Genomic DNA, 22,340 nt, shown 5'->3' with positions numbered 1-22,340 from the left:
CGCATGAAACTATTCAACTTGCCCGACCTGGGCGAAGGACTGCAGGAGGCGGAGATCGTCTCCTGGCAGGTAAAACCCGGTGATACTGTCGAACAGGGGCAACTGCTGCTGTCGGTGGAGACCGCCAAGGCAATTGTCGAGATCCCCTCGCCCGAGGCCGGCGTCATCGCCAAATGTTACGGCGAGGATGGCGACATCGTGCAGGTGGGCGATCCCCTGGTGGAGTTCCGGGTCGCGGGCGAAGCCGCGGCGGCGGAACCGGCCAAACCGGCCCGGGAGGACAGCGGCACGGTGGTGGGCGAGGTCAAAAGCGGCACCGGGGTGATCAAGGAGCGGGCCAGCGAAATCACCAGCCGTGGCGGCGGCGGGATCAAGACGACGCCGGCGGTGCGGGCCCTGGCCAGACAACTGGATGTGGACCTCTCCATCGTCACCCCCACCGGCCCCAAGGATACGGTCACCGCCACCGATGTACAGCGGGTGGCCCGAATCCTTGCCGAGGTCGGCCCCATGGAGCTGCTGCGCGGAGTCAGGCGTTCCATGGCGCGCAGCATGGCCCAGGCGCACGCCGAAGTAGTCCCGGTGAGCCTGTTCGACGTGGTGGATATCCAGCACTGGAAGGAGAACGAAGACGTCACCGTACGGCTGATCCAGGCGATCCTGGCGGCCTGCGAGGCGGAACCGTCACTGAACGCCTGGTTCGACGCCCATGCCATCGGCCGACGCCTGCTGAAAAAGGTGCACCTGGGCATCGCCACCGACACCTCGGACGGCCTGTTTGTCCCGGTCATTGCGGATGTCGGCCAGTACTCCGCCGGCCAACTGCGGGAGGAACTGGACCGCATCAAACAGGCGGTCAGGGAGCGCAGCATCGCCCCGGACAAGCTGCGGGGGAACACCTTCACACTCTCCAACTTCGGCACCATCGCCGGCCGCCATGCCAATCCCGTGGTGGTGCCGCCCACGGTGGCGATCCTCGGGGCGGGCCACAGCTATCCGGCCGTCGTTCCGGTCGACGGCCAGCCCGCGGTGCACCGGCTGCTGCCGCTGTCACTCACCTTCGACCACCGGGCGGTTACCGGCGGCGAGGCGGGACGCTTCCTCGGGGTGGTGATGGCGTCGCTGGGTCAGTAGGCGATTGCCGCAACCCCCAACGGTGGGTTACAACGTGCCTGTGTGTGCGTACATGAAAGGGTTTACGGCGTGTCTTGGAATCCTTTACCCGGACGCTATCCGCCCAATATCGGAAACAGCGCCAGAATCTGACAAAGTAGAACTAATCGGGATCGGAGCAAAAAACCAGACCGCGGAATAGCTTGCCATCCGATTCAACCTATCGACCGCCTGCTGCGTAAAGCGTATCATGTCAACCCAGATAGCCTACCGTAGCATAAAGGGAATTTTCGACCGCCATGTCCATCACCCATCGCACCTTCTGGCGAGGTTTCCTGGATTGCAGCCCCTTCATCCTGGTGGTGGCGCCGTTCGGCCTGCTGTTCGGGGTGGCGGCCGGGGAGACCGGTCTCGATCTGATCCAGACCATGTCGATGACCGTCCTGGTGATCGCCGGAGCCGCACAATTTACCGCGCTGGCACTGCTGGATGATCACACGCCCACCTTCATCATCATTCTGGTCTCCCTGGCGGTAAACCTGCGCATGGCGATGTACTCCGCCGCGCTGGTGCCGCACCTCGGGAAGGCGTCGCTCAGAACCCGCCTGCTGGCATCCTATTTCATGGTCGACCAGACGTTCGCGGTCTCCATCAGGCAGTATGAACACGCACCCCAGTGGCCGATACAAGAGAAGCTGGCCTACTATTTTGGTGCCGCCGCCAGTATTTGCCCGTTCTGGTACGGATTCTCCCTGCTGGGCGCACTGATCGGAAAGGCGATTCCGGAATCCTATGCACTCGATTTCGCCATCCCGATCTGCTTTATCTCCCTGGTGGCACCGATGCTGCGCAGCCTGCCCCACCTGGCGGCGGCACTGACATCGGTCACCCTGGCCCTGTTGCTGGCCTGGATGCCCTACAACCTCTGGTTACTGGTGGCCGCGGTGGGCGCGATGATGGTGGGTGCACGTACCGAGTTGTGGGTGAAGGAGCACTAGTGCTCCGTCAACGTGATAATTACGGATTCAGCGTCCCTGTGGCGTTTTGCAGCAAGGCGCAGTGCGCCGGCAATGTCGGGTTCCCTTGTCAAGCGCTGCAACGCGGCTGCGGAACGCCACAGGGACGCCCGAAGGGTGAGCTTGTCAGCGCCCATGGACGGCGTTGCGCCTCTTGCCAAGGGAGCCGGCCATTGCCGGCGAGGCGCGCCTTGCCATGAACGCTGACAAGCTCACTGAACTCGCAATTATCACATTGACGGAGCACTCAGCATGAGCCCGGACAACGGCACCATCTGGATCATCATCGCCGGCCTCGGCCTCGGCACCTACCTTATCCGTTTCTCCTTTCTCGGTCTGATCGGCGGGCGCCCGCTGCCGGAATGGTTGTTGCGTCATCTGCGTTATGTGGCGGTCGGCGTCCTCCCGGCACTGATCACCCCGCTGGTGATCTGGCCGAATGCCACCGGTGGTCAACCCGAACCTTCCCGGTTGCTAGCCGCCTTGGCCGTGCTGGTCGTGGGTGTCTGGTGGAACAACGTAATCGCCGCCATCGCTGCGGGTATGCTGACCCTGTATGGCGTGCAATTTATCATCGGATCCATGTAAAAACCCTTTGACCCAGTGAAATACTCAACTATTATTTTTGATGCATTGAGCAATGCGTCAGCCCTGACGGGCGGAGGAGGAATACCATGACTTTACGACTCGGCGACGAAGCCCCTGATTTCGTTGCGGAATCCACCCAGGGGAAGATTAAGTTTCATGAATGGCTCGGCGACGGATGGGCAATCCTGTTCTCCCATCCCAAGGACTTCACCCCGGTCTGCACCACGGAACTGGGCTATCTGGCGGGCCTGAAGCCCGAATTCGACAAACGCAACTGCAAAATCCTCGGCCTCAGCGTGGACCCGGTGGAAGACCACCAGCGCTGGGCCAAGGATATCGAAGAGACCCAAGGCCACGCCCTGAACTATCCGTTAATCGGTGACACCAACCTGAACGTGGCCAAGCTCTACGACATGATCCATCCCAATGCCAGCGATGACGCCCGCACCCGTACCGCGGTGGACAACGCCACCGTGCGCTCGGTATTCATTGTCGGTCCGGACAGGAAGATCAAGGTGATGCTCACCTACCCCATGAGCACCGGACGCAATTTCGATGAGATCCTGCGGACCCTGGACTCCTGCCAGCTGACCGCCGCGTACCAGGTCGCCACGCCGGTGAACTGGCATATGGGTGAAGACGTCATCATTGTCCCTGCCGTGTCGGATGAAGACGCCAAGCGGAACTTCCCCGAGGGATGGAAGGCCCCCAAACCCTACATGCGCATCGTGCATCAAACGCAACTCAAACACTGAGTACCGAGTGCGCTTCCTCCTGGCCTGACGCCCCAATGGGGCGTCAGGGGGGGATGAGCGTGGAAGGAACACCCGCGCGAGGAGATCCTTGCGGCGATCGATTTTCTGATTACGGGCATTTCGCGAGCCTGCCGGAGTTCGGTCAGAGTAACAACGACTTCCAATTGTTACTCTGATCCCGAACTCTTGCATTCCACCGCGAACCTTGCCGATGCGTCCTGATCTAACACAGTAATCATCCATTTAGCCCCTGCACAGCGGCATTCAGCGACGCACGCCACCCTTGATGGAGGCGCCATGAAAGACGGAAAGTCCGACTTTATCCTTGCCTGCACACTGGAGGAGCTTGAGGCCAAAGGCCGCTTGCTGGTTTCAGGCCGCCATCGCCCGGTGCTCGTCGTCCATGATCGTGGTCAGGTTTTTGCGCTGGACAACCGTTGTCCCCACATGGGCTTCCCGCTGGACCGCGGCAGTGTCGAGGATGGCATCCTGACTTGCCACTGGCACCATGCGCGCTTCGATCTCTCCAGCGGCTGCACTTTCGATTTGTGGGCCGACGATGTGCCCACCTGTCCGGTAGAGGTACGCGACGCCGAGGTATGGGTCAAGCCCGTCTTCGGCTATCCCGACCCGACGGCGCACTGGCGCCGGAGACTCGACGACGGGATGGCCCATAACCTCGGCCTGGTCATCGCCAAGGCGATACGCGGCCTGCTCGCGGCCGGTTTGGCTCCGGTCGATATCCTGCGTCAGGCGGCCCTGTTCGGTGCCCGCAACCGGGATGGCTGGGGAACCGGCATGACGATCCTCACCGCCCTTGGCAATCTGTTGCCCCTGCTGCCAGAGGAAGAGACCTATCTGGCGCTGTTCCACGGCGTGCGGCGCGTAGCGGGCGACTGCGCCGACCGGGCCCCGCGCCGCGATCCCGCGCCGATGACGAGCATGCCGGGGACCGCCCAACTGAAGCGCTGGCTGCGCCGCTGGAACGCGGTGCGTCACCGCTCCGGGGCGGAGCGGACGGTACACACGGCAATCGCTGCCGGCACCTCGGCCACGGCGCTGGCGGACCTCCTGTTCACGGCCGAGACCGACCGTGTCTTCGCCGATGGCGGCCACTCCCTCGACTTCATCAACAAGGCGTTCGAATGCCTGGATCTGATCGGCTGGGAGCACGCCGCGGCCGTGCTGCCGACCGTCATCGGGCAGATGGTGGTCGCCCGCGGAGCCGAGGAATCCCCGGAATGGCGCCAGCCGACAGACCTGGTTTTGCTGCTGGAGAGCGCCGCCAGCGAACTGAAGACAGGCGAACTGCATACGCGGGGGGAGAAGGAGCGCGACAAAGCATCATGGCACCACCACGCCGCCCTGGCACAAACACTGCTCGACGCCGAGCCAGACGGCATCGTGGACGCGCTCAAGGCGGCGATCCGCGCAGGGGCCACCGGCACCGACCTCGGGCGCGCGCTTACCTACGCCGCGGCCTTGCGCATCGCCCGCTTCGGCATCTCCAACGAGCACGGCGACTGGGAGACCGCGCACCACGCTTTCACTTACTGCCACGCGCTGTATCAGGCGATAAAGCGTATCGAAGCTGGAGCCAACGACACGACAACCCATCCCGAGGTGGCGCGCGGTCTCTTCCACGGCGCCATGGCGGTCTATCTCACCCGCTATCTCAACGTGCCGCCGGCAGCGCTCCCCGGGGAGCACGGCAACAAACTGGATGATCTGCCCGCGGAGCCCAGCACCCTGCTGACGCAACTCCTGGACAGCTTTGACCGCCAGCGCCAGGTTGACGCAGCGGCGAGGCTGGTGGCCCGTTACCTGCTGCTCGGCCATCCGCCCGATTCACTCATCGTGACGCTGAGCCGGGCACTGTTGCGCGAGGACGCCGGCTTCCACGCCCACCAGTTACTCGAAGCGGGGGTGCGGCAGTTCCAGGCGTGGGGCAACAACGACGCCGGCCGACACATCCTGATCGCGGTGGCCCGTTACCTGGCGGCCCACTCCCCGACCGAACGCGCCAATTACCAGACCACCGAGATCGCCCGCCGACTCCTTGGCGGCCGCGCACTCCATGAATAAACCGCGGGGCGTCAACCCCGGGCGCATCCTGCCTGTGGGAATTCGGGTGGAATTCGGGGTCAGAGGGGAATGGCACTTAATTAAGCCAAGAACCACCGTCATCCCGGCGCAGGCCGGGATCCAGACTGCTTAATGGTGGCGGTATTCCTGGATTCCGGCCTGCGCCGGAATGACGAAAATCCTGCAATTCGCCTTAAGTAAGTGCCATTCGGGTCAGAGTAACAATTGGAAGTAGTTGTTACTCTGACCTCGAACTCTGCCGAACTCTCTGGCTAATCATCCAGAGCCAGCAGGCTCTCCCCGGCAACCTCGCGCACATCGGCGTTCTCGTCATTCAGCAAGGGGGCAATGAAGATCCTCGCATCGCGGCTGTGACTCAGCGCCAGGTAGTGACAGGCGTCACCACGTACCCGTGGGTCGGTGTGTTGGGTCAGCCTGCCCAGTTGTGGAATATATTCCTGCAATAGCGGCTGGCCTTCATACTCCTCCATGATCACACCAATACCCAGGCGTACATTGATCCTGGCATTGCCATCCTCAAGCAACTCGATCACCCGCACCATGACGCCGGCGTCCCTGGCAAGCATCGCCAATACCCGGTCCATCTCACCCTCGGCCAGCATGGCCTCGATATACCCCCGAATGCCATCCGCTGAGGCAGACTTCTGCGCCCACTGCCGCAATTCCGCCAGGCTGCGCTGCCCGGTGAGTTCGAAGGGACCGATGCGCACCCAGGGCACCGAGCGCACACCCAGTTGTTGCGCAACCTCGGGGCGCTGCTCCAGATTGATCGCTTCGAGTTTTGACAGCACACCCTGCTTCACCAGTTCCGCAAGGCTGTTCAACATCGCCGGACAATGTGCACAGTGGGTGCCGAGCAGCAGCAGGGCTTCGGGGGCTTGGCTGTTATTTTGTTCTTTCGTCATCCAGCTGATTTGTCTCTTGTCTGCTGCTTCATCCGCATGGGCAGGGAAGACGTGTCAATTACTCTATCAATGACTCTGACCCCATCGATCAGGGGCTGGACCGGCTGCGAGTTCGACGTCCCCCACGTTCCGAGCGTCGGCGTTCAATCAGACTCTTGACTCGTTCAGGCAGCCGTTCCTCCAAGCTGGTTTTGGTTGCGTCGTCAAAGGCTTGCCACTGATCGATCTCATACTCAGTGCGCCCGCAACCGAAACACCAACCACTCTCCGGGTCCATTTTGCAGACACCGACACAGGGCGTCATCTCCGCTTCCGCAATCAACTGCTGCGTATCCTTCATAAGTCCCCACTCCAGATTGATCCAATGCTCATTCTGGATGATAGACGCGCACTGGGCCGTTCGGCTTGCGTTACCGCGACCTTCAGATGCCGCAGACAGACATCTGCCGGAATCGCCGGCCCACCCGTATGGGAGTGTGAGAGTAAACGGGGACAGACCAACCATTGCTTTACTTGTTACCCGCGCTACTATAACCGTGGTCCGCCCCCTATTATTCATGCGACAAAATTGTAGAATGTAATCACACGGGTTGCCTATACTGTGTAAACAGGATCACGGGCGTTCTGATTCTTCGATAGCGCTCGACTTGGCGAAGTGGTAGGAAACTACGGAGTATCAAGCCCGAAGCACTACGTCGGATGATTGCGCAAGAAAAACCAACAGAAGTTGTTCTTAACCAAGGCATTAGCGAGCTGACGGTGAGACCCCCTAATAGTACATCGAGGTGAATATGGCCGGTGGCTGGTCACGTGATGGAGCGGTACAGGATCAGATTGATGCCAGCGTCGAGGATGCGGTCAATCAGGTGCGCAGCCGTATTCCAAATGGCGAAAGTCTGACCCGCTGTGAAGAGTGTGATGCCGAGATACCGGAGGCAAGACGCAGGGCCATTGCCGGGGTACGACTATGCGTAAGCTGCCAGTCAGAACAGGATAAACAACAAGTTATTCAAGGCGGATACAACCGCAGAGGTAGCAAGGATAGCCAGTTGCGCTAAGCTGATGCATACCTTACTGCTTGTTTGGAATTTGGCCTTACAAGAGCAATGTGGCAATAACTGCAGAGCATTAAAGGGCTTTGCTCCGAATGGCACTTACTTAAGCCTGAAGTAAACGGGGACAGACCACGGTTTTTTTAAACCCGACTCGGAAAACGTGGTCCCCTATTGTCCAATCAATGAGCCTGACCTCTACGATCATAAAACTGATGAAAACCGGACAATCTAAACTGACAAAAAGCGGTCAAAGTTCGCTGTTGTTGACAGTTTCGCAGACCCCTTGATTTCGCATGCCCCCTTGGTTTCGGCTCTATTTCAAATGGGCCTCAATCGTATCAGCGGACAAATCTGCACCACACTCCCACTCAATGAAATATTTCCCATTATGTATTTTCTTGAATTCTTCTGGATTCTTTAATGGCTCGAATGCCTCTCCCTTCAGGTAGGGACCTACATCAAATTCACCTGATCTTCCATTTTCCGCCACAATACGGAGGATGAAATTCTCTTTTGGAATAACTTGCTGAATAATCATTGATCCAGTCCTCGTATAGGGAACGGCTTGCTCCCGATAACTGCCAATTGCCAATCTGCCATCAATTCTTCTTGATGAATTTCAATCCAAGCCACGACGAGCTTATGTTTCTTCTTCGGTAACTCTCCAGCCAGCAATGCGCCATCTTCAATTGCATAGACAGCGAATTGCCCTTGGTACTCGGCATGTATATGCGGCACATGATGCTTATCCGTGTCATAGAAGAACATCCTTATCAGAATGCCATAGAACATTGAAATTGTTGGCACTGACCTTCCTTTTTACGTTAAGCCGAACAATGATCACACATCCCGAGAATTTATCGAATAATACAGCGCGAGACGATATTGTAAAACCCGGCATTTTGCTCCACGCATTATATTGCCTAAATAATTGGAACGATTAATCTAGACAACTGATTTTAAAAGACATTTCACATCATTTTTGACGGGATTAAACCCATCTGGTTTACGGCACGGCCTGCCGATGATCCGATGGATGCACGCTCAAAGATGGAAATGATCCGCATCCAGATGGGCGGGGAATTTTTCGCGGTAGCTGGCCAGTTCCTCATGATTGAGTTGTACGGTGAACAGGCCCGCGTCACTCCCGGCATTCAGCAGCTCCTCTCCCTTGGGGGAGATGACCACGCTGTCGCCGCTGTAGGCAATCCCGTTGCCATCCTCACCGACCCGGTTCAGGCCCGCCACGTAACAGAGGTTTTCAATCGCCCGTGCCGGTAGCAGGCGCTGCCAGTGCAGGCGGCGTTTTTCCGGCCAGTTGGCGACGTAGAGCAGCAGGTCGAAACTGCTGGTGTTGCGGCTCCAGACCGGGAAACGCAGGTCATAGCAGACCAGCGGGCAGATGCGCCAGCCGTTGAGGGTTACCACCAGCCGTTCATCGCCCGGGGTGTAGTGGTGGTGTTCATCGGCCATGCGGAACAGGTGGCGTTTGTCATAGAAGGCGAAGGTGCCGTCCGGGCGCATCCAGATCAGCCGGTTGTAGTAGTGGCCGTCATCCTCCAGGATCAGGGAACCGGCCACCACCGCCCCGCTCTCTTTTGCCATCCGGGTCATCCAGTGGATGCTGTCGCCGGACATGGTCTCGGCCAGTTGCGAGGATTGCAGGGAGAAACCGGTACTGAACATCTCCGGCAACAGGATCAGATCGGAGCTCGGCGCCTGGGCGATCAATGCCTCAAAGTGCCGTCGGTTAGCCTCCGGCTGCTGCCAGTGAATCCGGTCCTGAATCAGGGTAAGGGTTAAATCCTGCACAGCAACTCCGCCGCTTTGATGAGGGTCTCATCTTGTTTGGCAAAACAGAAGCGCACGTAACGCGCCGCCGGGGGTTCTTTATAGAACACGGAAACCGGGATCGCCGCCACCCCTTTTTCCCGGGTCAGCCACTCCGCCATCGCCATATCATCCAGCTCATTGATTTCACTATAATCCATCAGTTGGAAAAAGGTACCCTTGGCCGGGCTAAAGCGGAACCGGGAACCGCTCATCCGTTCACAGAAGAGATCCCGCTTGCGTTGATAGAAGGCCGGCAGTTGCCGATAGTGCTCGGGACAATCCCGCATGAAATCGGCCAGGGCGAGCTGTATCGGCGTTACCGCCACGAAGCAGACATACTGGTGCACCTTGCGCAGCTCCGCGGTGAGGGCGGCGGGGGCGATGCAGTAGCCGGTTTTCCAGCCGGTGACATGGTAGGTCTTGCCGAAGGAGTAGACCACGAAGGCGCGCGCCGCCAGCTCGGCGTGGCACAGCAGGCTCTGATGGGTCTCGCCGTCGTAGATCAGGTGCTCGTAGACCTCATCGGAGAGCAGCAGGATATCGCTATCCCGCACCAGTTCGGCCAGGGTCGCCAGATCATCCGCCGAGAGGGTCGCCCCGGTCGGGTTGTGGGGCGAGTTGAGGATGATCATGCGGGTGCGGGGATTGATCGCATCCTTCACCCGCTGCCAGTCGATGGCGAAGGCCGGCGGCAACAGCGGTAGATGCACCGCGCATCCGCCGCTGAGCTGGATAGCCGGCTCGTAGCTGTCGTAGGCCGGGTCGAACACGATCACCTCGTCGCCCGGCCTGACACAGGCGGTGATGGCGCAGTAGAGCGCCGCGGTGGCACCGGGTGTCACCGTGACCTCCCGGTCCGCCGAGATCGGGCGGCCATAGCTCTGCTCGACCTTGGCGGCGATCGCCTCCCGCAGCGTGGCGACCCCGGCCATCGGGGCATACTGGTTGTGGCCGTGCTGGATGTGATAATCGACCCGATCCAGCAGCGCTTGCGGGGCGCTGAAATCGGGAAAGCCCTGACCCAGGTTGATCGCCTGGTGGCGGTTGGCCAGCTCACCGATTACGGTGAAGATGGTGGTACCCACGGCCGGCAGTTTGCTGTCGATGTTTATGCTCATGGTCCGGATTGGCTGTTGGAGATGGCGATCTAGTGTGCCAAATAGTGGCGCCGGGTGATAGCTTATCCGGCAGGCGACGACTAGCGGTCAGTTTTGTAGGGTGGACAAGCCGGTAGGCGCATCCACCAATGCTGCGGTGGATGCGCTGTCGCTTATCCACCCTACATCCACCCCTGGCCGCAGGGGTTCTGTGTTCACCTGACGTAAACGAAAATATCAATAACTTAGGGTTAAGTTCTTCATGAGATTTATGTAATGATCAGGTTATGAATCAGACGCACAACAAACCGCTACTCGTCGTCGAACAACTGTTCCACAGCTACCGGGAAGGTGGCGGCGGGCGGCCCATTCTCAATGGGATCGACCTGCAAGTGGCGGAGCATGAGTGTCTCGCCCTGCTGGGCAGAAGCGGTTCCGGCAAATCCACCCTGCTGAACATGCTGGCCGGCATCGATACCCCGCAAGCGGGCCGCATCCGGGTCATGGACCGGGACATCAACGCCCTCTCCGAACGCGACCGCACCCTGCTGAGACGCCGCCATATCGGCTTTGTCTATCAGTTCTTCAACCTGATCCAGACCCTGACCGTCGCCGAAAACGTGGGCCTGCCGCTGGAACTCAACGGCGTCAGGGAACCGGAGATCAGTCGCCTGGTCGGCTTCATCCTCTCCGACGTGGGGCTGGGTGATCGCTGGAACGCCTTCCCCGACCAGCTCTCCGGTGGTGAACAGCAGCGCATCGCCATCGCCCGCGCCCTGATCCACAACCCCGCCCTGGTGCTGGCCGACGAACCCACCGGCAACCTCGATGCGGAGACCGGTGAGCAGATCCTCGACATCCTGATCGGTCTCTCGCGACAGCTCAAGCGCACCCTGGTTATCGTCACCCATAGCCTGGAGGTGGCCCGGCGGGCCGATCGCATCCTCACCCTGAGCGACGGCGTGTTGAGTGAACAGGGAGAGCTCCATTGGTAGGCTCACGGCTCCGCTCAAGGCTCTGGCGGGCCGGTTTCCGCCACCAGCGGCGACACACCTGGCAGGCCATCCTTTCGGTACTCGGCATCGCCCTGGGGGTGGCGGTGGTGATGGCGGTGGGACTGGCCAACCAGAGCGCCAGCCGGGCGTTCGAGATCACCATGGAGCAGATCTCCGGCCGCGTCAGCCATCAGATCATCGGCGGTCCGGGCGGGATACCGGAACGGCTCTATACCCGGCTGAGAATGGAACATCCCTACCTGCCCAGCGCACCGGTGGTGGAGGGGGTAGTGCGCATCGGCGAGGAGCAGCTGACCCTGCTCGGGGTCGATCCGTTGGCGGAACGGCCGTTCCGGGATCTCACCCTGGATGCCCCGCCCGCGGTGCTGAACCAATTGCTGACCCGGCGCGATGGCCTGCTGATCCCGGCCTACAGCGCGCAGCGGCTGGGACTGCAGGCGGGCAGCCGCCTCACCCTGGATATCGCCGGGCGTACCCGGGAGACGGAGATCCTGGCCCTGTTCGGCGCCCGTTCGCAAGCCGCCCTGGACGGCGTCCTGGTGACCGATATCGGAGTGGCCCAGACCCTGCTGACGCAGTACGGCACGCTGGACCGGATCGACCTCACCCTGGACGGGGCGCAGGCCGCCCGGTTGCGAGCCTGGCTGCCCCCGGGGGTGCAACTGGTGGAGACCGAGCAGCGCACCGCCGCCATGGCCGGCATGAGCCAGGCGTTCCAGACCAACCTGACCGCCATGAGCCTGTTGGCCCTGCTGGCGGGCGGCTTCCTGATCTACAACACCGCCACCTTTTCGGTACTGCAGCGGCGCCGCCAGTTCGGCATCATGCGCCTGCTGGGCGCCACCCGGGGCGAGGTGTTCCGCGCCATCCTGGCCGAACAGATGATCATCGGTCTGCTCGGCACCCTGCTGGGGATGGGGGCCGGTATTCTGCTGGCCCGGGAACTGCTCTGGCTGGTGACCCGCACCATCAATGACCTCTATTTCGCCCTCACGGTAAGTCGGCTCGACCTGGCGCCGCCGATCCTGCTGACCGGCACCCTGCTGGGTCTGCTGACCACCCTGATCGCCGCCTCGATACCGGCCTGGGAGGCGACCCGTTCCAGCCCGCAGAGCGTCAACCGCCGCTCGGTGATCGAACGGCGCAGTCACCGCGCCCTCCCCTGGCTGCTGCTGATCGGCCTGGCGGGCATGGGTGGCGGCCTGGGGCTGGTGCAGAGCTCCGAGCGCAGCCTGCTGCTGGGGTTTGCCGCCCTGTTCTGTTTCATCATGGGCTACTGCCTGCTGGTGCCGACCCTGGTGCCGCCGCTTTCGCGGCTGCTGCAGTATCCGCTGGCAGGCGCATTCGGCAGCATCGGCCGACTCGCCTCCCGGGGTATCGACGCCACCCTGAGCCGCACCGGCCCGGCTATCGCCGCCCTGACCCTGGCGATCGCCGCCACCATCGGCATGGGCATCATGGTGGAGAGTTTCCGCGACACCGTCGGCCAGTGGCTGGCCCAGACGGTGCAGGGGGATATCTATGTCAGCGCGACTCACAGCGCCTCCAAACGCGCCTCCGCCCCGTTGCCCGACTGGCTGCCGTCACGAATCCAACAGCTGGAGGGGGTGGCGGAGATCAGCAGCGGCCGCCACGTCACCCTGGAGAGCGAGCGCGGTCCGGTCCACCTGCTGGCCATCGGCCTGGCCAGCCGCAGCTACCGCGGCTTCCGTTTCAAGGGCGGGACCCTGCCCGATCTCTGGGCGCGCTTCGCCGCGGGCGATCTGCTGCTGATCTCCGAGCCCTACGCCTACCACCAGCGGATACAGGTGGGCGACCCGTTGCCGCTGCTGACGCCGGATGGCGTCGTCAGCTTTACCGTCGGCGGCATCTTCTTCGACTACGGCTCGGACCGGGGCCTGGTGGTGATGCCCAGGGAGCGCTATGCCGCCCTCTGGGACGACGCGCAGATCACCACCCTGGGCGTCTACCTGCAACCGGGACAGCCCAGCGGTCCGTTGCTCACCCGGATCAAGCAGCTGGCCGGCCAGGCGGAGCGGCCCCTGCAGGTGCGCGCCAACCGGGAGATCCTGGAACAGTCCCTGGAGATCTTCGACCGCACCTTCACCATCACCCGGGTGCTGCGTCTGCTGGTGATCGCGGTGGCCTTTGTCGGCATCCTCAGCGCCATGATGGCGCTGCAGCTGGAACGGGCCAGGGAGCATGCGATCCTGCGCGCCACCGGCCTGACGCCGCGCCAGCTGCTGGGCCAGGTCAGCCTGCAGACCCTGCTGATGGGGCTGATGGCGGCGCTACTGGCGATGCCGCTGGGTTGGCTGATGGCGGAGATCCTGGTGCATGTAATCAACCTGCGCGCCTTCGGCTGGAGCATGCCCAGCCAGCTGTCGCCGACCATCCTGCTGGAGGCCACCGGTTTCGCCCTGGTGGCGGCGCTGCTGGCCGGGCTCTACCCCAGCCTGCGCATGGCGCGCACCCGCCCCGCCCTGGCGTTGCGGGAGGAGTAGCATGCAACGGCTCGCGCTTCTGCTGCTGGTGCTCATCCTGACGGGGTGCGCCGAACCCGCGCCCCCGGCGGAGAAACTCTCCGCCACGGATCTGCTCTCGGAGCTGGGGCAGGCCGGGTTTGCCCGCGCCACGACACCCCGTGATTTCCAGTTCCCCCGGGATCATGGCGGACACCCCGAATACCGTACCGAATGGTGGTATCTCACCGGCAATCTGCTAAGCGACGATGGCCGCCGCTTCGGCTATCAGGTCACCTTTTTCCGCTTCTCCCTGACCCTGCCCGGCGGCGAAAAAAGTGCCTCCAGTTGGGCCGGCAATCCACTCTGGATGGCCCATGTGGCCATCACCGATGCCGATGGCAAGCGCCATCTTTCCGAGGAGCGATTGACCCGTGCGGGCCCCGGGCTGGCAGGCGTAGCAATCACACCATTTCGGGTCTGGACGGAGGATTGGCAACTGCGCGCCGAAGGTAGCGAGTTCCCCTGGCACCTGGATCTGACAACCAGGGCGTTCGGCCTGACGCTGGCTGTCGAACCCAGCGTCGGGGTCGTACTCCAGGGTGAGCGGGGGCTGAGCCGGAAAAGCGCTGAACCGGGCAACGCATCCTATTACTACTCCTATCCGCGCCTGCGCACCGCCGGGACGATCAGCCTGGATGGAGAGACCCTGGCGGTACAGGGCGACTCCTGGCTCGACCGGGAGTGGGGTACCAGTGCCCTGTCCCCGGAACAATCCGGCTGGGACTGGTTCTCCCTGCAACTAAACGACGGCGACAATCTGATGTTCTACCGGCTACGCGGTCGGGACGGCAAGGACGATCCCCACAGCGCCGGCAGCCTGACTGGGGCCGATGGCGCAACCCGTCGCCTGGACCTGGAAGACATTGAACTCACTCCCCTGCGTTGGTGGCAGAACCCCACGGGCATAAGCTATCCGGTCGAATGGGAAATGCGGATCAAATCGCGCGACAGAACCCTGCGTATCAAACCGTTGCTGGACGATCAGGAGATGGACCACACCGTGCGCTACTGGGAGGGTGCCGTGGATGTGTATGAGGGGGACAACCTGGTGGGTCGGGGGTATCTGGAGATGACCGGGTATTGAGACCGGCCCGGCTGGTGAGCCGATGCATAACGCTGGGAGCTGGTAGGTTGGGGTGAGCCTGCGAACCCCAACAGAGCCTCATGGGTGCGCAAAATGATGTTGGGGTTCGTTCCTCACCCCAACCTACGAGCTGCGTCGACCCTACCAGATCCGCTCACAGCCGGGACCGGTGAGTAAAAAATCTCCGTAACGACGCTTGAAATCCAAAACCACCGACCCTAACTCATAGGGCAAGTGGAGGCCGTAAGGATCCACGAAACCGTGTGGTTCAACCGAACACACCCGCTTGAAAATATCGCTTGAACAATGAGGATATGACCATGAGAGCTTACGATCTTTCACCCCTGTTTCGCAGTGCCATCGGCTTCGACCGGCTGGCCAACACCCTGGAATCGATCCACAACGCCAATGTCAGCGGCGGTTACCCGCCCTACAACATCGAGCTGGATGACGAGGACCACTACACCATCACCATGGCGGTCGCCGGTTTCACCACCGAAGACCTGGAGATCGAGGTGCGGCAGAACATGCTGCACGTGGCCGGCCAGAAACAGGAGGAGCCCTCCGACCGGACCTTCCTGCATCGCGGCATTGCCAATCGCAGCTTTGAGCGCAACTTCCAGCTGGCGGATCACATTCGGGTAGCAAACGCCACCATTCAGGACGGCATGCTCGAAGTGAAACTGATCCGGGAGATACCGGAAGAGATGAAACCGCGGCGGATCGAGATCCAGAAGCGCTCCTCCAACATTATCGACAACACGGTGGAAGCCGCCTGACCTGTCGCTCCGGGCCCGGCCTGCTGACCGGGCCCGATTTCCCCCATTTCCCCCATAAGCGCCCTATTCCCGGCCGAGCTGTTTCAGATAGCGCGCGATCGTTGTCGCCTCCCGCCGGGGCATCTTCTCGAAACTGAGTATACTGCGCTTCTCGCCCGATCCACGTTGCAACCACCCAGGAGCAGGGCCGTGGTGAGCGATACAACCCGGCATTTTTCACACGGATGACGGGGACATGCGGGCATCCTGAATCAGGCGAGTCGCTCGATAAAGTCGCCGACCACCTTGAGCGTCTCCGCCGGCTGTTCCAGGTGGGGTGAATGGCCGCAATCCTTCAGGACGGCCAGTTCGGTCCGTTGTGGCAGGCGCTCGGCCAGGGTATGTATCTGCGCCAGGGTGCCGTACTGGTCATCCTCCCCCATCACCGCCAGCAGCGGCACATCGATACCCGTCAGGCTAGACTCGATATTCCAGGAGCTGAAGCGGGGATCCAGCCAGATCCCCGACCAGTGACGGAAGGTGCTTTCGGTGTGGTCCAGATGGTAGCGACGCAGCCGCTCGGCCAGGTTGCCGCTGTCGTAAGCCTGCTTGGCCTGGCGGATGCCGTGCAGGGTCTCCTCCTCGACGAACAGATGGGGGGCCAGCAGCACCAGCCCCCGGATGCGCGGGTCGGTGCGTTCGCCGGCATAGATCAGGGCAATCGAGGCGCCGTCGCTGTGGCCGACCAGGTAGGCCTGGGCGATCCCCGCCGCGTCCAGCACCGCAGGTAGAGTTCCCAGCCCCTCCCGGTGCATGAAGTCGACATCCAGGGGTGCCGCGAACGGATCGGAACCGCCATAACCCTGGCGGCTGAAGACGAACACGGCAAGTCCGGTCTGCTGCGCCAGCCGGCGGGGAAAATCCCGCCACATCCCGACACAGCCCAGCCCCTCATGCAGCAGTACCAGCACCGGCCGGTCGGCGTCGGGTTGGCCGAACCACTGGCATTCCAGTCGCGTCCCGTTCAGGGTGAGATAGGTCTTGCTCTCGTTGCCCATTGATTTCACATGTAACCTTTAACCCGTGAAGGGTAACCGCTCGGCCGGCCGATGAACAGCCCGCGCTGCGGTGGCGGCTCAGCTCACCCGGATGCGTACCACCTTCATCACTTCAAATTCGATCCCTGCCACCGCATCCACGGCCGCGTAGTAGGTGATATTGACGCGCTGCCCCTGTAACGATTTGTAGCGTCGTTTGCGTTTATAGATGAAGGGCACCGACTGCCCCGCGATCATCAGGGTGTTGATGATCCAGTCCCCCTGTTCCCGCTGCACATGAGACACCACCACCCGCCTGTCCGACTGAACCAGTTCCTGATGTTTCTTCAGCAGTTTATCTATGGGAGATTGCATCACGTCTCGCTGTTCCGTCCGCGGCCTAGCACCGCGGCGGCATGGCGCAACTCTCGCCCGCGCAGCCGGTCACCTCGATGGTCACATGTCCCAGCGAGTGGATATGCCGGATCAGCGCCTTGTAGTGTTCAGGGTCCCTGGGTTCATGGGTCACCAGGGAGACGATGACGCCAAAGCTCTTTGGCCCCAGCTGCCAGATATGCAGATCGACTATGCGATTGTCCGAATCCTCCTCGATCGCCTCGGTGATGCGTCGGCCGAGCTCCTCACTGGGGACGGAATCGAGCAGCACTCCACTGGTCTCCTGCAGCAGGCCGACACTCCAGCGGGTGATCAGCACGGCACCGACAATCCCCATCAGGGCATCCATCCAGATCCAGTCGAAATACTTGCCGGCAATCAGGGCAATGATGGCCAGCACCGAGGTCAGGGCATCGGCAATGACATGCAGATAGGCGGCGCGCAGATTCTGGTCGTGGTGATGATGGTGCCCGTGGGGCTGGTCATCATGATGATGGTGGTGATGCGCGACCGAGCCGCCATGCAACAACCAGGCACTGAGCAGATTGACGGCCAGCCCCAGCACCGCCACCAGGATCGCCTGGTCAAAGTGGATGGTCTGGGGCGCGACCAGGCGTTCGACCGACTCCACCCCCATCAGCAGGGCCACCATCGCCAGGGTAATCGCGCTGGCGAAACCGCCCAGTGCGGTGACCTTGCCGGTGCCGAAACTGAAGCGCGGATTGTCCACATTCAGCCGGGCATAGCGATAGGCGAACAGCGAGATGGCCAGCGCCGCCACATGGGTGCCCATATGCCAGCCATCCGCCAGCAGGGCCATGGAGCCGAACAGATAGCCGGCAGCGATCTCCACCACCATCATGACTGCCGTGAGCAGCACCACCAGCCGGGTGCGGCGTTCCCCTTCAGCGGTGTCAATATTGAAGTTGTGGCCGTGGCGCCACTGTTCGAGCGAGTGGATATGCATGTCGATTCCCGGATACTGCCAAATCTGTGTACCGGGATTATAGGGTTTTGCTGCGCATGGATGCACCCCCCAAAAACGCCCCGCCTAAGCCGGTACCGTTACCCGGGGCCGCGCTACAGCGGCCGCGATTCTAATGTAGGGTGCCGGTGAGCTTGCGAACCGCACCACCCAGCACTGGAACGGTGCAAGCTATCTGATGCGGTTCGTTTCACTCACCGCATCCTACAAGCTACCCGGGGTAGCGCTACAGCGGTCGGTTCCTCCCTTCACGATAGGCCCTGAGTTGTCGCAGCTCCTCGGCCTCGTGCTGTTTTCGCAGCTTCAGCTCCGCCTTGTGTTCCCGCAGCAGGTGCAGGGCCAGCTCCACGTATTCCGTGGAAAGCAACTCATTCCGTGCATAGCGCTTGAGCAGATTCAGCCACTGGTGGTGGATCTGGCAATAACTCGCCTCACCAAAGGTGTTCATCGGGCAGTCCCTGCAGCGGGTCTGACCGGCCTGCTGCACGGCCACCTGCTGCTGCCACTGGGCCCGGTACTCGGCGGCATATTCGGCTATCCACTCGATCGCCCGGCCCCGCTGCTCCTGTACGGGATAACGGGCCAGATAGCGTTTCATCGTTTCGACCTGGCGATTCAGGAAATCCTGGTCCATTACATCGAGATCGCTGTCCCGCACGACAAAACGGACGATCAAGGCCAGTACCGGATCATCGACTACAAACATATCATCACCCATGAGTCACCACGGCAGTCCCCTTTCCCCATACATTTAGCTGAAAAAAACGGCCTGACAAACCATCAATCGCAAGGGTTATTTCCGACCATGCCCGGGTTATCCCAGCTGACCAATAGCCAATGGCTTTGTGTATAATGGTCCAGTCGCAGTTCGAATAATTCACCTCCGGGGCCAGAACCCATGTTACAAGATCAACTTATCACGGCCGCAACCGGGCTGGCGTTTATCGTTCCCGGAATCCTGGTCCTGCGCTGGTGGCTGAACCGGTCGGTCGGTTCGCCCGAAGAGTGGGCGGAGCAACATATCAAGATACTGCAGCAGAAACATGCCCGGGGCGAGATCGACGAGGAGACCTACCGTAGCCGGCTGAAGGAGCTGCAGGGAGAGTAAGGAGCCGAATATTACTTCCCTCAGGACAGGAATCCCCTAAGTACGTGCCATTCAGTTAAGGACCCATCAATCTCAACCGGACTGAGCGATCTGTTTGCATGACAGAGCACCCGATACTCTTTACCATTTTTCTGATCTTCTCCGGTGCCGCACTGTTTGCCACCGTGGCCCTCTATGCGCGCCAGGCGCTGCTGATCTCCTACATCCTGCTGGGGGTGCTGCTGGGCCCCTCCGCCGCCGGGCTGGTGAACGACAGCGAGCTGGTACGGGAGATGTCCAATATCGGTATCATGTTCCTGCTGTTCCTGATGGGGCTTGAGCTGAACCCCCGGGATCTGCTGCTGTTGCTGAAAAAGACCACCACCGTCACCCTGCTCAGCTCCGCGCTGTTCGCCCTGTGCGGCGGGCTGGTCGCCTGGCTGTTTCGCTTCAGCCTGCAGGAGTCGCTGATCGTCGGCGCGGCGATGATGTTCTCCAGCACCATCATCGGCCTCAAACTGCTACCCACCACGGTGTTGCATCACCAGCACACCGGCGAACTGGTGATCAGCATCCTGTTGTTCCAGGATCTGATCGCCATCCTGTTGCTGCTGGTGATCAAGGGCGGCGGGGGTAACGCATCCCCAGTGCTGGAGATCTTCAAACTGGGACTCGCCCTGCCCCTGCTGATCGGCGTCTCGGTGGTGTTCGTGAAGTTTGTCTTCTATCCCCTGATGAAGCGGTTCGACACCATCAAGGAGTATATTTTCCTGATCACCATCGGCTGGTGTCTGGGGCTGGCCGAGGCCGCCACCGCGCTCGGCCTCTCGCATGAGATCGGCGCCTTTATCGCCGGGGTTTCACTGGCTACCAGCCCGGTGTCGTTGTTCATCTCGGAGAATCTCAAGCCCCTGCGTGACTTCTTCCTGGTGCTGTTCTTCTTCTCACTGGGCGCCGGGTTCGATCTGGGGATGCTGGACGATGTGATCCTCCCCGCCCTGCTGATCGCCGCGCTCATGCTGCTGCTGAAACCGGTCATCTTCGGCCGGCTGTTGCGTATGGTGGGGGAGGAGCGGGCACGCGCGACCGAGGTGGGCGCCCGGCTGGGGCAGATGAGCGAATTCTCCCTGCTGCTGGCGGTGCTGGCCTGGGAGAGCGCCCTGATCGGTCTGCAGGCCTCCTATCTGATCCAGCTCGCCACCCTGCTCACCTTCCTGGTCTCCACCTACCGGGTGCTGTTCAAGTACCCCACGCCGATCGCCCTGTCGGACAAGCTGCGGCGGGATTGATCATCACACCCCCAGCACCTCGCCGTCGTCGGAGAGGTCGATGCGCTGCGCCGCCGGGCTGGCGGAGAGCCCCGGCATGGTGACGATGTCGCCGGTGAGGGCCAGCAGATAGCCGACACCTGCGCAGATCCGCACCGACTCCACCGGCAATTCAAATCCGTCCTGGTGCCCCACCCGGGCCGGGTCGCTGCTCAGGGAGAGGTGGGTCTTGGCGATACAGATGGGCAGCTTTTCATAACCCAGGGCGCGAATCCGTTCCAGGTCCTTCAACGCCGCGCGGTTGTACACCACCTCGCTGGCGCCATAGATGGTACTGGCCACGGCCAGGATCTTGCGTTCCGGGGACTCGCTCAGCTCATACAGGAAGCGGGTCGGTGGCTGCTGCTGGACGGTGGCCTGTATTACCGCGTCGGCCAGCGCCACGCCGCCGGCGCCGCCCCGCTCGAAGCCGTCAAACCGGGCCACGCTCAAGCCGTGCGCCTTGCAGCCGGCCTCGATGGCAGCGAGATCCGCCTCGCTGTCGCCGGCAAACTGGTTGATGGCGATCACCGGTTCGAAGCCGAACGCTTGCACGCTCTCCACGTGGTGATACAGGTGCTCCATGCCGGCGCGGATCTCCTCCACGGTACCGCCGGTGTCGGGATTGCCGCCGCCATGGGTGCGCAGGGCGCGCACCGTCACCACCAGCACCACGGCACTGGGCCAGATGCCGGCGCTGCGGCACTTGAGATCAAAAAACTTTTCCGCCCCCAGGTCGAAGCCGAACCCGGCCTCGGTGACCACGTAATCGGCCCGGGCCGCGGCGCTCTTGGTGGCGATAACGCTGTTGCAGCCGTGGGCGATGTTGCCGAAGGGTCCGCCGTGCACCAGCGCCGGCACCCCCTCGCTGGATTGCACCAGGTTGGGCAGGATGGCATCGTGCAGCAGGGCCGCCATGGCCCCGGTGGCCTTCAGCCTGCCGGCGGTCACCGGTGCCCCCGCGCGGTCGAATCCCACCAGGATATTGCCCAGCCGCCGTTTCAGATCGGCCAGGTCCTCGGCCAGGCAGAGGATGCCCATCACCTCGGAGGCGGCGGTGATATCGAAACCGGTCTCCCGCGGTACCCCATTGAGGCGGCCGCCCAGCCCGATCACCGCCTGACGCAGCGCCCGGTCGTTCACATCCAGCACCCGGCGCCAGAACACCTGGCGGTGTTCCAGATCCAGCTCGCTGTGAAAATGCACCGCGTTGTCCACCAGGGCCGCCAGCAGATTGTGGGCGGCGCCAATGGCGTGCATGTCGCCGGTAAAGTGCATGTTGATCCGGGTCGACGGCTCCAACTGACAACGGCCGCCACCGGTACCGCCCCCCTTGATGCCGAAGATCGGTCCCAGGGAAGGCTCCCGCAGCGCCAGCGCCACCCGTGCGCCCAGCCGCTGCATCCCCTGGGCCAGGCCGATGGAGACCGTGGTCTTGCCCTCGCCGGCACGGGTGGGATTGATGGCCGAGACCAGGATGATCCGGCCAGACGGTCGGCCAGCATTCTGCTGCAAAACCGGGAGCCGGAGCTTGGCCATCCGGTCACCGTAGGTCATCAGATCGGCGGCGGTCAGGTCGAGCCGCTCGGCAATTTCCTGGATGGGTTGCATCGGGAACCCCTTTTTAATCTTGTTGGCTATTCTGTGTCTATTAAAGCACGAAGCGATGGTATTCTG

Annotated in this window: 23 protein-coding genes; 12 read left to right on the top strand and 11 right to left on the bottom strand. The window is 61.8% G+C overall.

What is annotated here, in order from left to right:
• From O9K64_RS03335 to O9K64_RS03315, 5 genes are all read left to right on the top strand, one after another.
• On the top strand, nucleotides 1-1,134 hold a 1,134-nt coding region (locus tag O9K64_RS03335), incomplete at its 5' end, for a dihydrolipoamide acetyltransferase family protein (protein WP_420493148.1).
• Nucleotides 1,135-1,412: 278 nt separating this feature from the next.
• Complete coding sequence (locus O9K64_RS03330) at nucleotides 1,413-2,111, top strand: AzlC family ABC transporter permease (protein WP_275096658.1); 699 nt, start codon at nucleotides 1,413-1,415, stop codon at nucleotides 2,109-2,111.
• 270 nt (nucleotides 2,112-2,381) lie between these two features.
• Nucleotides 2,382-2,717: an AzlD domain-containing protein gene (locus O9K64_RS03325; protein WP_275096657.1), complete on the top strand. Its 336-nt coding sequence runs from the start codon at nucleotides 2,382-2,384 to the stop codon at nucleotides 2,715-2,717.
• A gap of 86 nt (nucleotides 2,718-2,803) precedes the next feature.
• Nucleotides 2,804-3,472 carry a peroxiredoxin gene (locus O9K64_RS03320; protein WP_275096656.1) on the top strand — a complete coding sequence of 223 codons (669 nt, stop codon included), beginning with the start codon at nucleotides 2,804-2,806 and terminating at the stop codon, nucleotides 3,470-3,472.
• 297 nt (nucleotides 3,473-3,769) lie between these two features.
• Complete coding sequence (locus O9K64_RS03315) at nucleotides 3,770-5,557, top strand: Rieske (2Fe-2S) protein (protein ID WP_275096655.1); 1,788 nt, start codon at nucleotides 3,770-3,772, stop codon at nucleotides 5,555-5,557.
• 272 nt (nucleotides 5,558-5,829) lie between these two features.
• Here the strand turns inward: O9K64_RS03315 and O9K64_RS03310 are convergent, their stop codons facing one another.
• A complete protein-coding gene (locus O9K64_RS03310) occupies nucleotides 5,830-6,483 on the bottom strand; it encodes a thioredoxin family protein (protein ID WP_275096654.1) in 654 nt (217 codons plus the stop codon).
• Nucleotides 6,484-6,571: 88 nt separating this feature from the next.
• A complete protein-coding gene (locus O9K64_RS23755) occupies nucleotides 6,572-6,787 on the bottom strand; it encodes a DUF1289 domain-containing protein (protein ID WP_275096664.1) in 216 nt (71 codons plus the stop codon).
• A gap of 487 nt (nucleotides 6,788-7,274) precedes the next feature.
• Between O9K64_RS23755 and O9K64_RS03300 the strand changes: the two genes are divergently transcribed.
• Complete coding sequence (locus O9K64_RS03300) at nucleotides 7,275-7,541, top strand: DksA/TraR family C4-type zinc finger protein (RefSeq protein WP_275096653.1); 267 nt, start codon at nucleotides 7,275-7,277, stop codon at nucleotides 7,539-7,541.
• 310 nt (nucleotides 7,542-7,851) lie between these two features.
• On the opposite strand, the gene O9K64_RS03295 is transcribed toward O9K64_RS03300, so the two are convergent.
• The 4 genes from O9K64_RS03295 to O9K64_RS03280 all read right to left on the bottom strand — a co-directional run bounded on the left by O9K64_RS03295 (nucleotide 7,852) and on the right by O9K64_RS03280 (nucleotide 10,489).
• The gene (locus O9K64_RS03295) at nucleotides 7,852-8,076 is read right to left on the bottom strand and encodes a DUF2442 domain-containing protein (RefSeq protein WP_275096652.1); all 225 of its coding nucleotides are present in this window, start codon (nucleotides 8,074-8,076) and stop codon (nucleotides 7,852-7,854) included.
• Entirely contained in the window at nucleotides 8,073-8,345 is a 273-nt protein-coding gene (locus O9K64_RS03290) for a DUF4160 domain-containing protein (RefSeq protein ID WP_275096651.1), read from the bottom strand. The genes O9K64_RS03295 and O9K64_RS03290 overlap by 4 nt, the downstream gene beginning before the upstream one ends.
• A gap of 237 nt (nucleotides 8,346-8,582) precedes the next feature.
• Nucleotides 8,583-9,350, bottom strand: coding sequence for an amidohydrolase (locus O9K64_RS03285; RefSeq protein WP_275096650.1), 768 nt, complete (start codon nucleotides 9,348-9,350; stop codon nucleotides 8,583-8,585).
• Nucleotides 9,338-10,489: a pyridoxal phosphate-dependent aminotransferase gene (locus O9K64_RS03280; RefSeq protein WP_275096649.1), complete on the bottom strand. Its 1,152-nt coding sequence runs from the start codon at nucleotides 10,487-10,489 to the stop codon at nucleotides 9,338-9,340. Before O9K64_RS03280 ends, O9K64_RS03285 begins: the two co-directional genes overlap by 13 nt.
• 266 nt (nucleotides 10,490-10,755) lie before the next feature.
• On the opposite strand from O9K64_RS03280, the gene O9K64_RS03275 reads away from it, so the two are divergent.
• From O9K64_RS03275 to O9K64_RS03260, 4 genes are all read left to right on the top strand, one after another.
• Nucleotides 10,756-11,463 (top strand): ABC transporter ATP-binding protein, encoded by a 708-nt coding sequence (locus O9K64_RS03275; RefSeq protein WP_275096648.1) that lies wholly within the window; start codon nucleotides 10,756-10,758, stop codon nucleotides 11,461-11,463.
• On the top strand, nucleotides 11,457-13,988 hold the full coding sequence (locus O9K64_RS03270) for an ABC transporter permease (protein WP_275096647.1): 2,532 nt from the start codon (nucleotides 11,457-11,459) through the stop codon (nucleotides 13,986-13,988). Before O9K64_RS03275 ends, O9K64_RS03270 begins: the two co-directional genes overlap by 7 nt.
• 1 nt (nucleotide 13,989) lies before the next feature.
• The gene (locus O9K64_RS03265; RefSeq protein WP_275096646.1) at nucleotides 13,990-15,093 is read left to right on the top strand and encodes a lipocalin-like domain-containing protein; all 1,104 of its coding nucleotides are present in this window, start codon (nucleotides 13,990-13,992) and stop codon (nucleotides 15,091-15,093) included.
• A 320-nt stretch (nucleotides 15,094-15,413) separates the two neighbouring features.
• Nucleotides 15,414-15,872 carry an Hsp20 family protein gene (locus O9K64_RS03260; RefSeq protein WP_275096645.1) on the top strand — a complete coding sequence of 153 codons (459 nt, stop codon included), beginning with the start codon at nucleotides 15,414-15,416 and terminating at the stop codon, nucleotides 15,870-15,872.
• A 251-nt stretch (nucleotides 15,873-16,123) separates the two neighbouring features.
• Here O9K64_RS03260 and O9K64_RS03255 read toward each other — a convergent pair whose 3' ends face one another.
• From O9K64_RS03255 to O9K64_RS03240, 4 genes are all read right to left on the bottom strand, one after another.
• Nucleotides 16,124-16,909, bottom strand: a complete 786-nt coding sequence (locus O9K64_RS03255) for an alpha/beta fold hydrolase (protein ID WP_275096644.1) — start codon at nucleotides 16,907-16,909, stop codon at nucleotides 16,124-16,126.
• A 78-nt stretch (nucleotides 16,910-16,987) separates the two neighbouring features.
• A complete protein-coding gene (locus O9K64_RS03250) occupies nucleotides 16,988-17,263 on the bottom strand; it encodes a hypothetical protein (RefSeq protein WP_275096643.1) in 276 nt (91 codons plus the stop codon).
• Nucleotides 17,264-17,288: 25 nt separating this feature from the next.
• Nucleotides 17,289-18,251 (bottom strand): CDF family Co(II)/Ni(II) efflux transporter DmeF, encoded by a 963-nt coding sequence (dmeF, locus tag O9K64_RS03245; RefSeq protein WP_275096642.1) that lies wholly within the window; start codon nucleotides 18,249-18,251, stop codon nucleotides 17,289-17,291.
• 244 nt (nucleotides 18,252-18,495) lie between these two features.
• Nucleotides 18,496-18,975 carry a hypothetical protein gene (locus tag O9K64_RS03240; RefSeq protein ID WP_275096641.1) on the bottom strand — a complete coding sequence of 160 codons (480 nt, stop codon included), beginning with the start codon at nucleotides 18,973-18,975 and terminating at the stop codon, nucleotides 18,496-18,498.
• A gap of 192 nt (nucleotides 18,976-19,167) precedes the next feature.
• Here O9K64_RS03240 and O9K64_RS03235 point away from each other — a divergent pair, with 192 nt between their 5' ends.
• Together O9K64_RS03235 and O9K64_RS03230 are read left to right on the top strand one after the other, a co-directional pair.
• The gene (locus O9K64_RS03235; protein WP_275096640.1) at nucleotides 19,168-19,377 is read left to right on the top strand and encodes a hypothetical protein; all 210 of its coding nucleotides are present in this window, start codon (nucleotides 19,168-19,170) and stop codon (nucleotides 19,375-19,377) included.
• A 98-nt stretch (nucleotides 19,378-19,475) separates the two neighbouring features.
• Nucleotides 19,476-20,645, top strand: coding sequence for a cation:proton antiporter (locus O9K64_RS03230; RefSeq protein ID WP_275096639.1), 1,170 nt, complete (start codon nucleotides 19,476-19,478; stop codon nucleotides 20,643-20,645).
• A gap of 3 nt (nucleotides 20,646-20,648) precedes the next feature.
• Here O9K64_RS03230 and O9K64_RS03225 read toward each other — a convergent pair whose 3' ends face one another.
• Complete coding sequence (locus O9K64_RS03225; RefSeq protein ID WP_335342224.1) at nucleotides 20,649-22,292, bottom strand: formate--tetrahydrofolate ligase; 1,644 nt, start codon at nucleotides 22,290-22,292, stop codon at nucleotides 20,649-20,651.
• Nucleotides 22,293-22,340 lie beyond the last annotated feature (48 nt).

Origin of the sequence: Sedimenticola hydrogenitrophicus, assembly GCF_029017505.1 — a bacterium.
Classification (GTDB): Bacteria; Pseudomonadota; Gammaproteobacteria; order Chromatiales; family Chromatiaceae; genus Sedimenticola; species Sedimenticola hydrogenitrophicus_A.
Note: the sequence above shows the minus strand (reverse complement) of the source record. Positions and strands in the feature narration are given on the sequence as shown.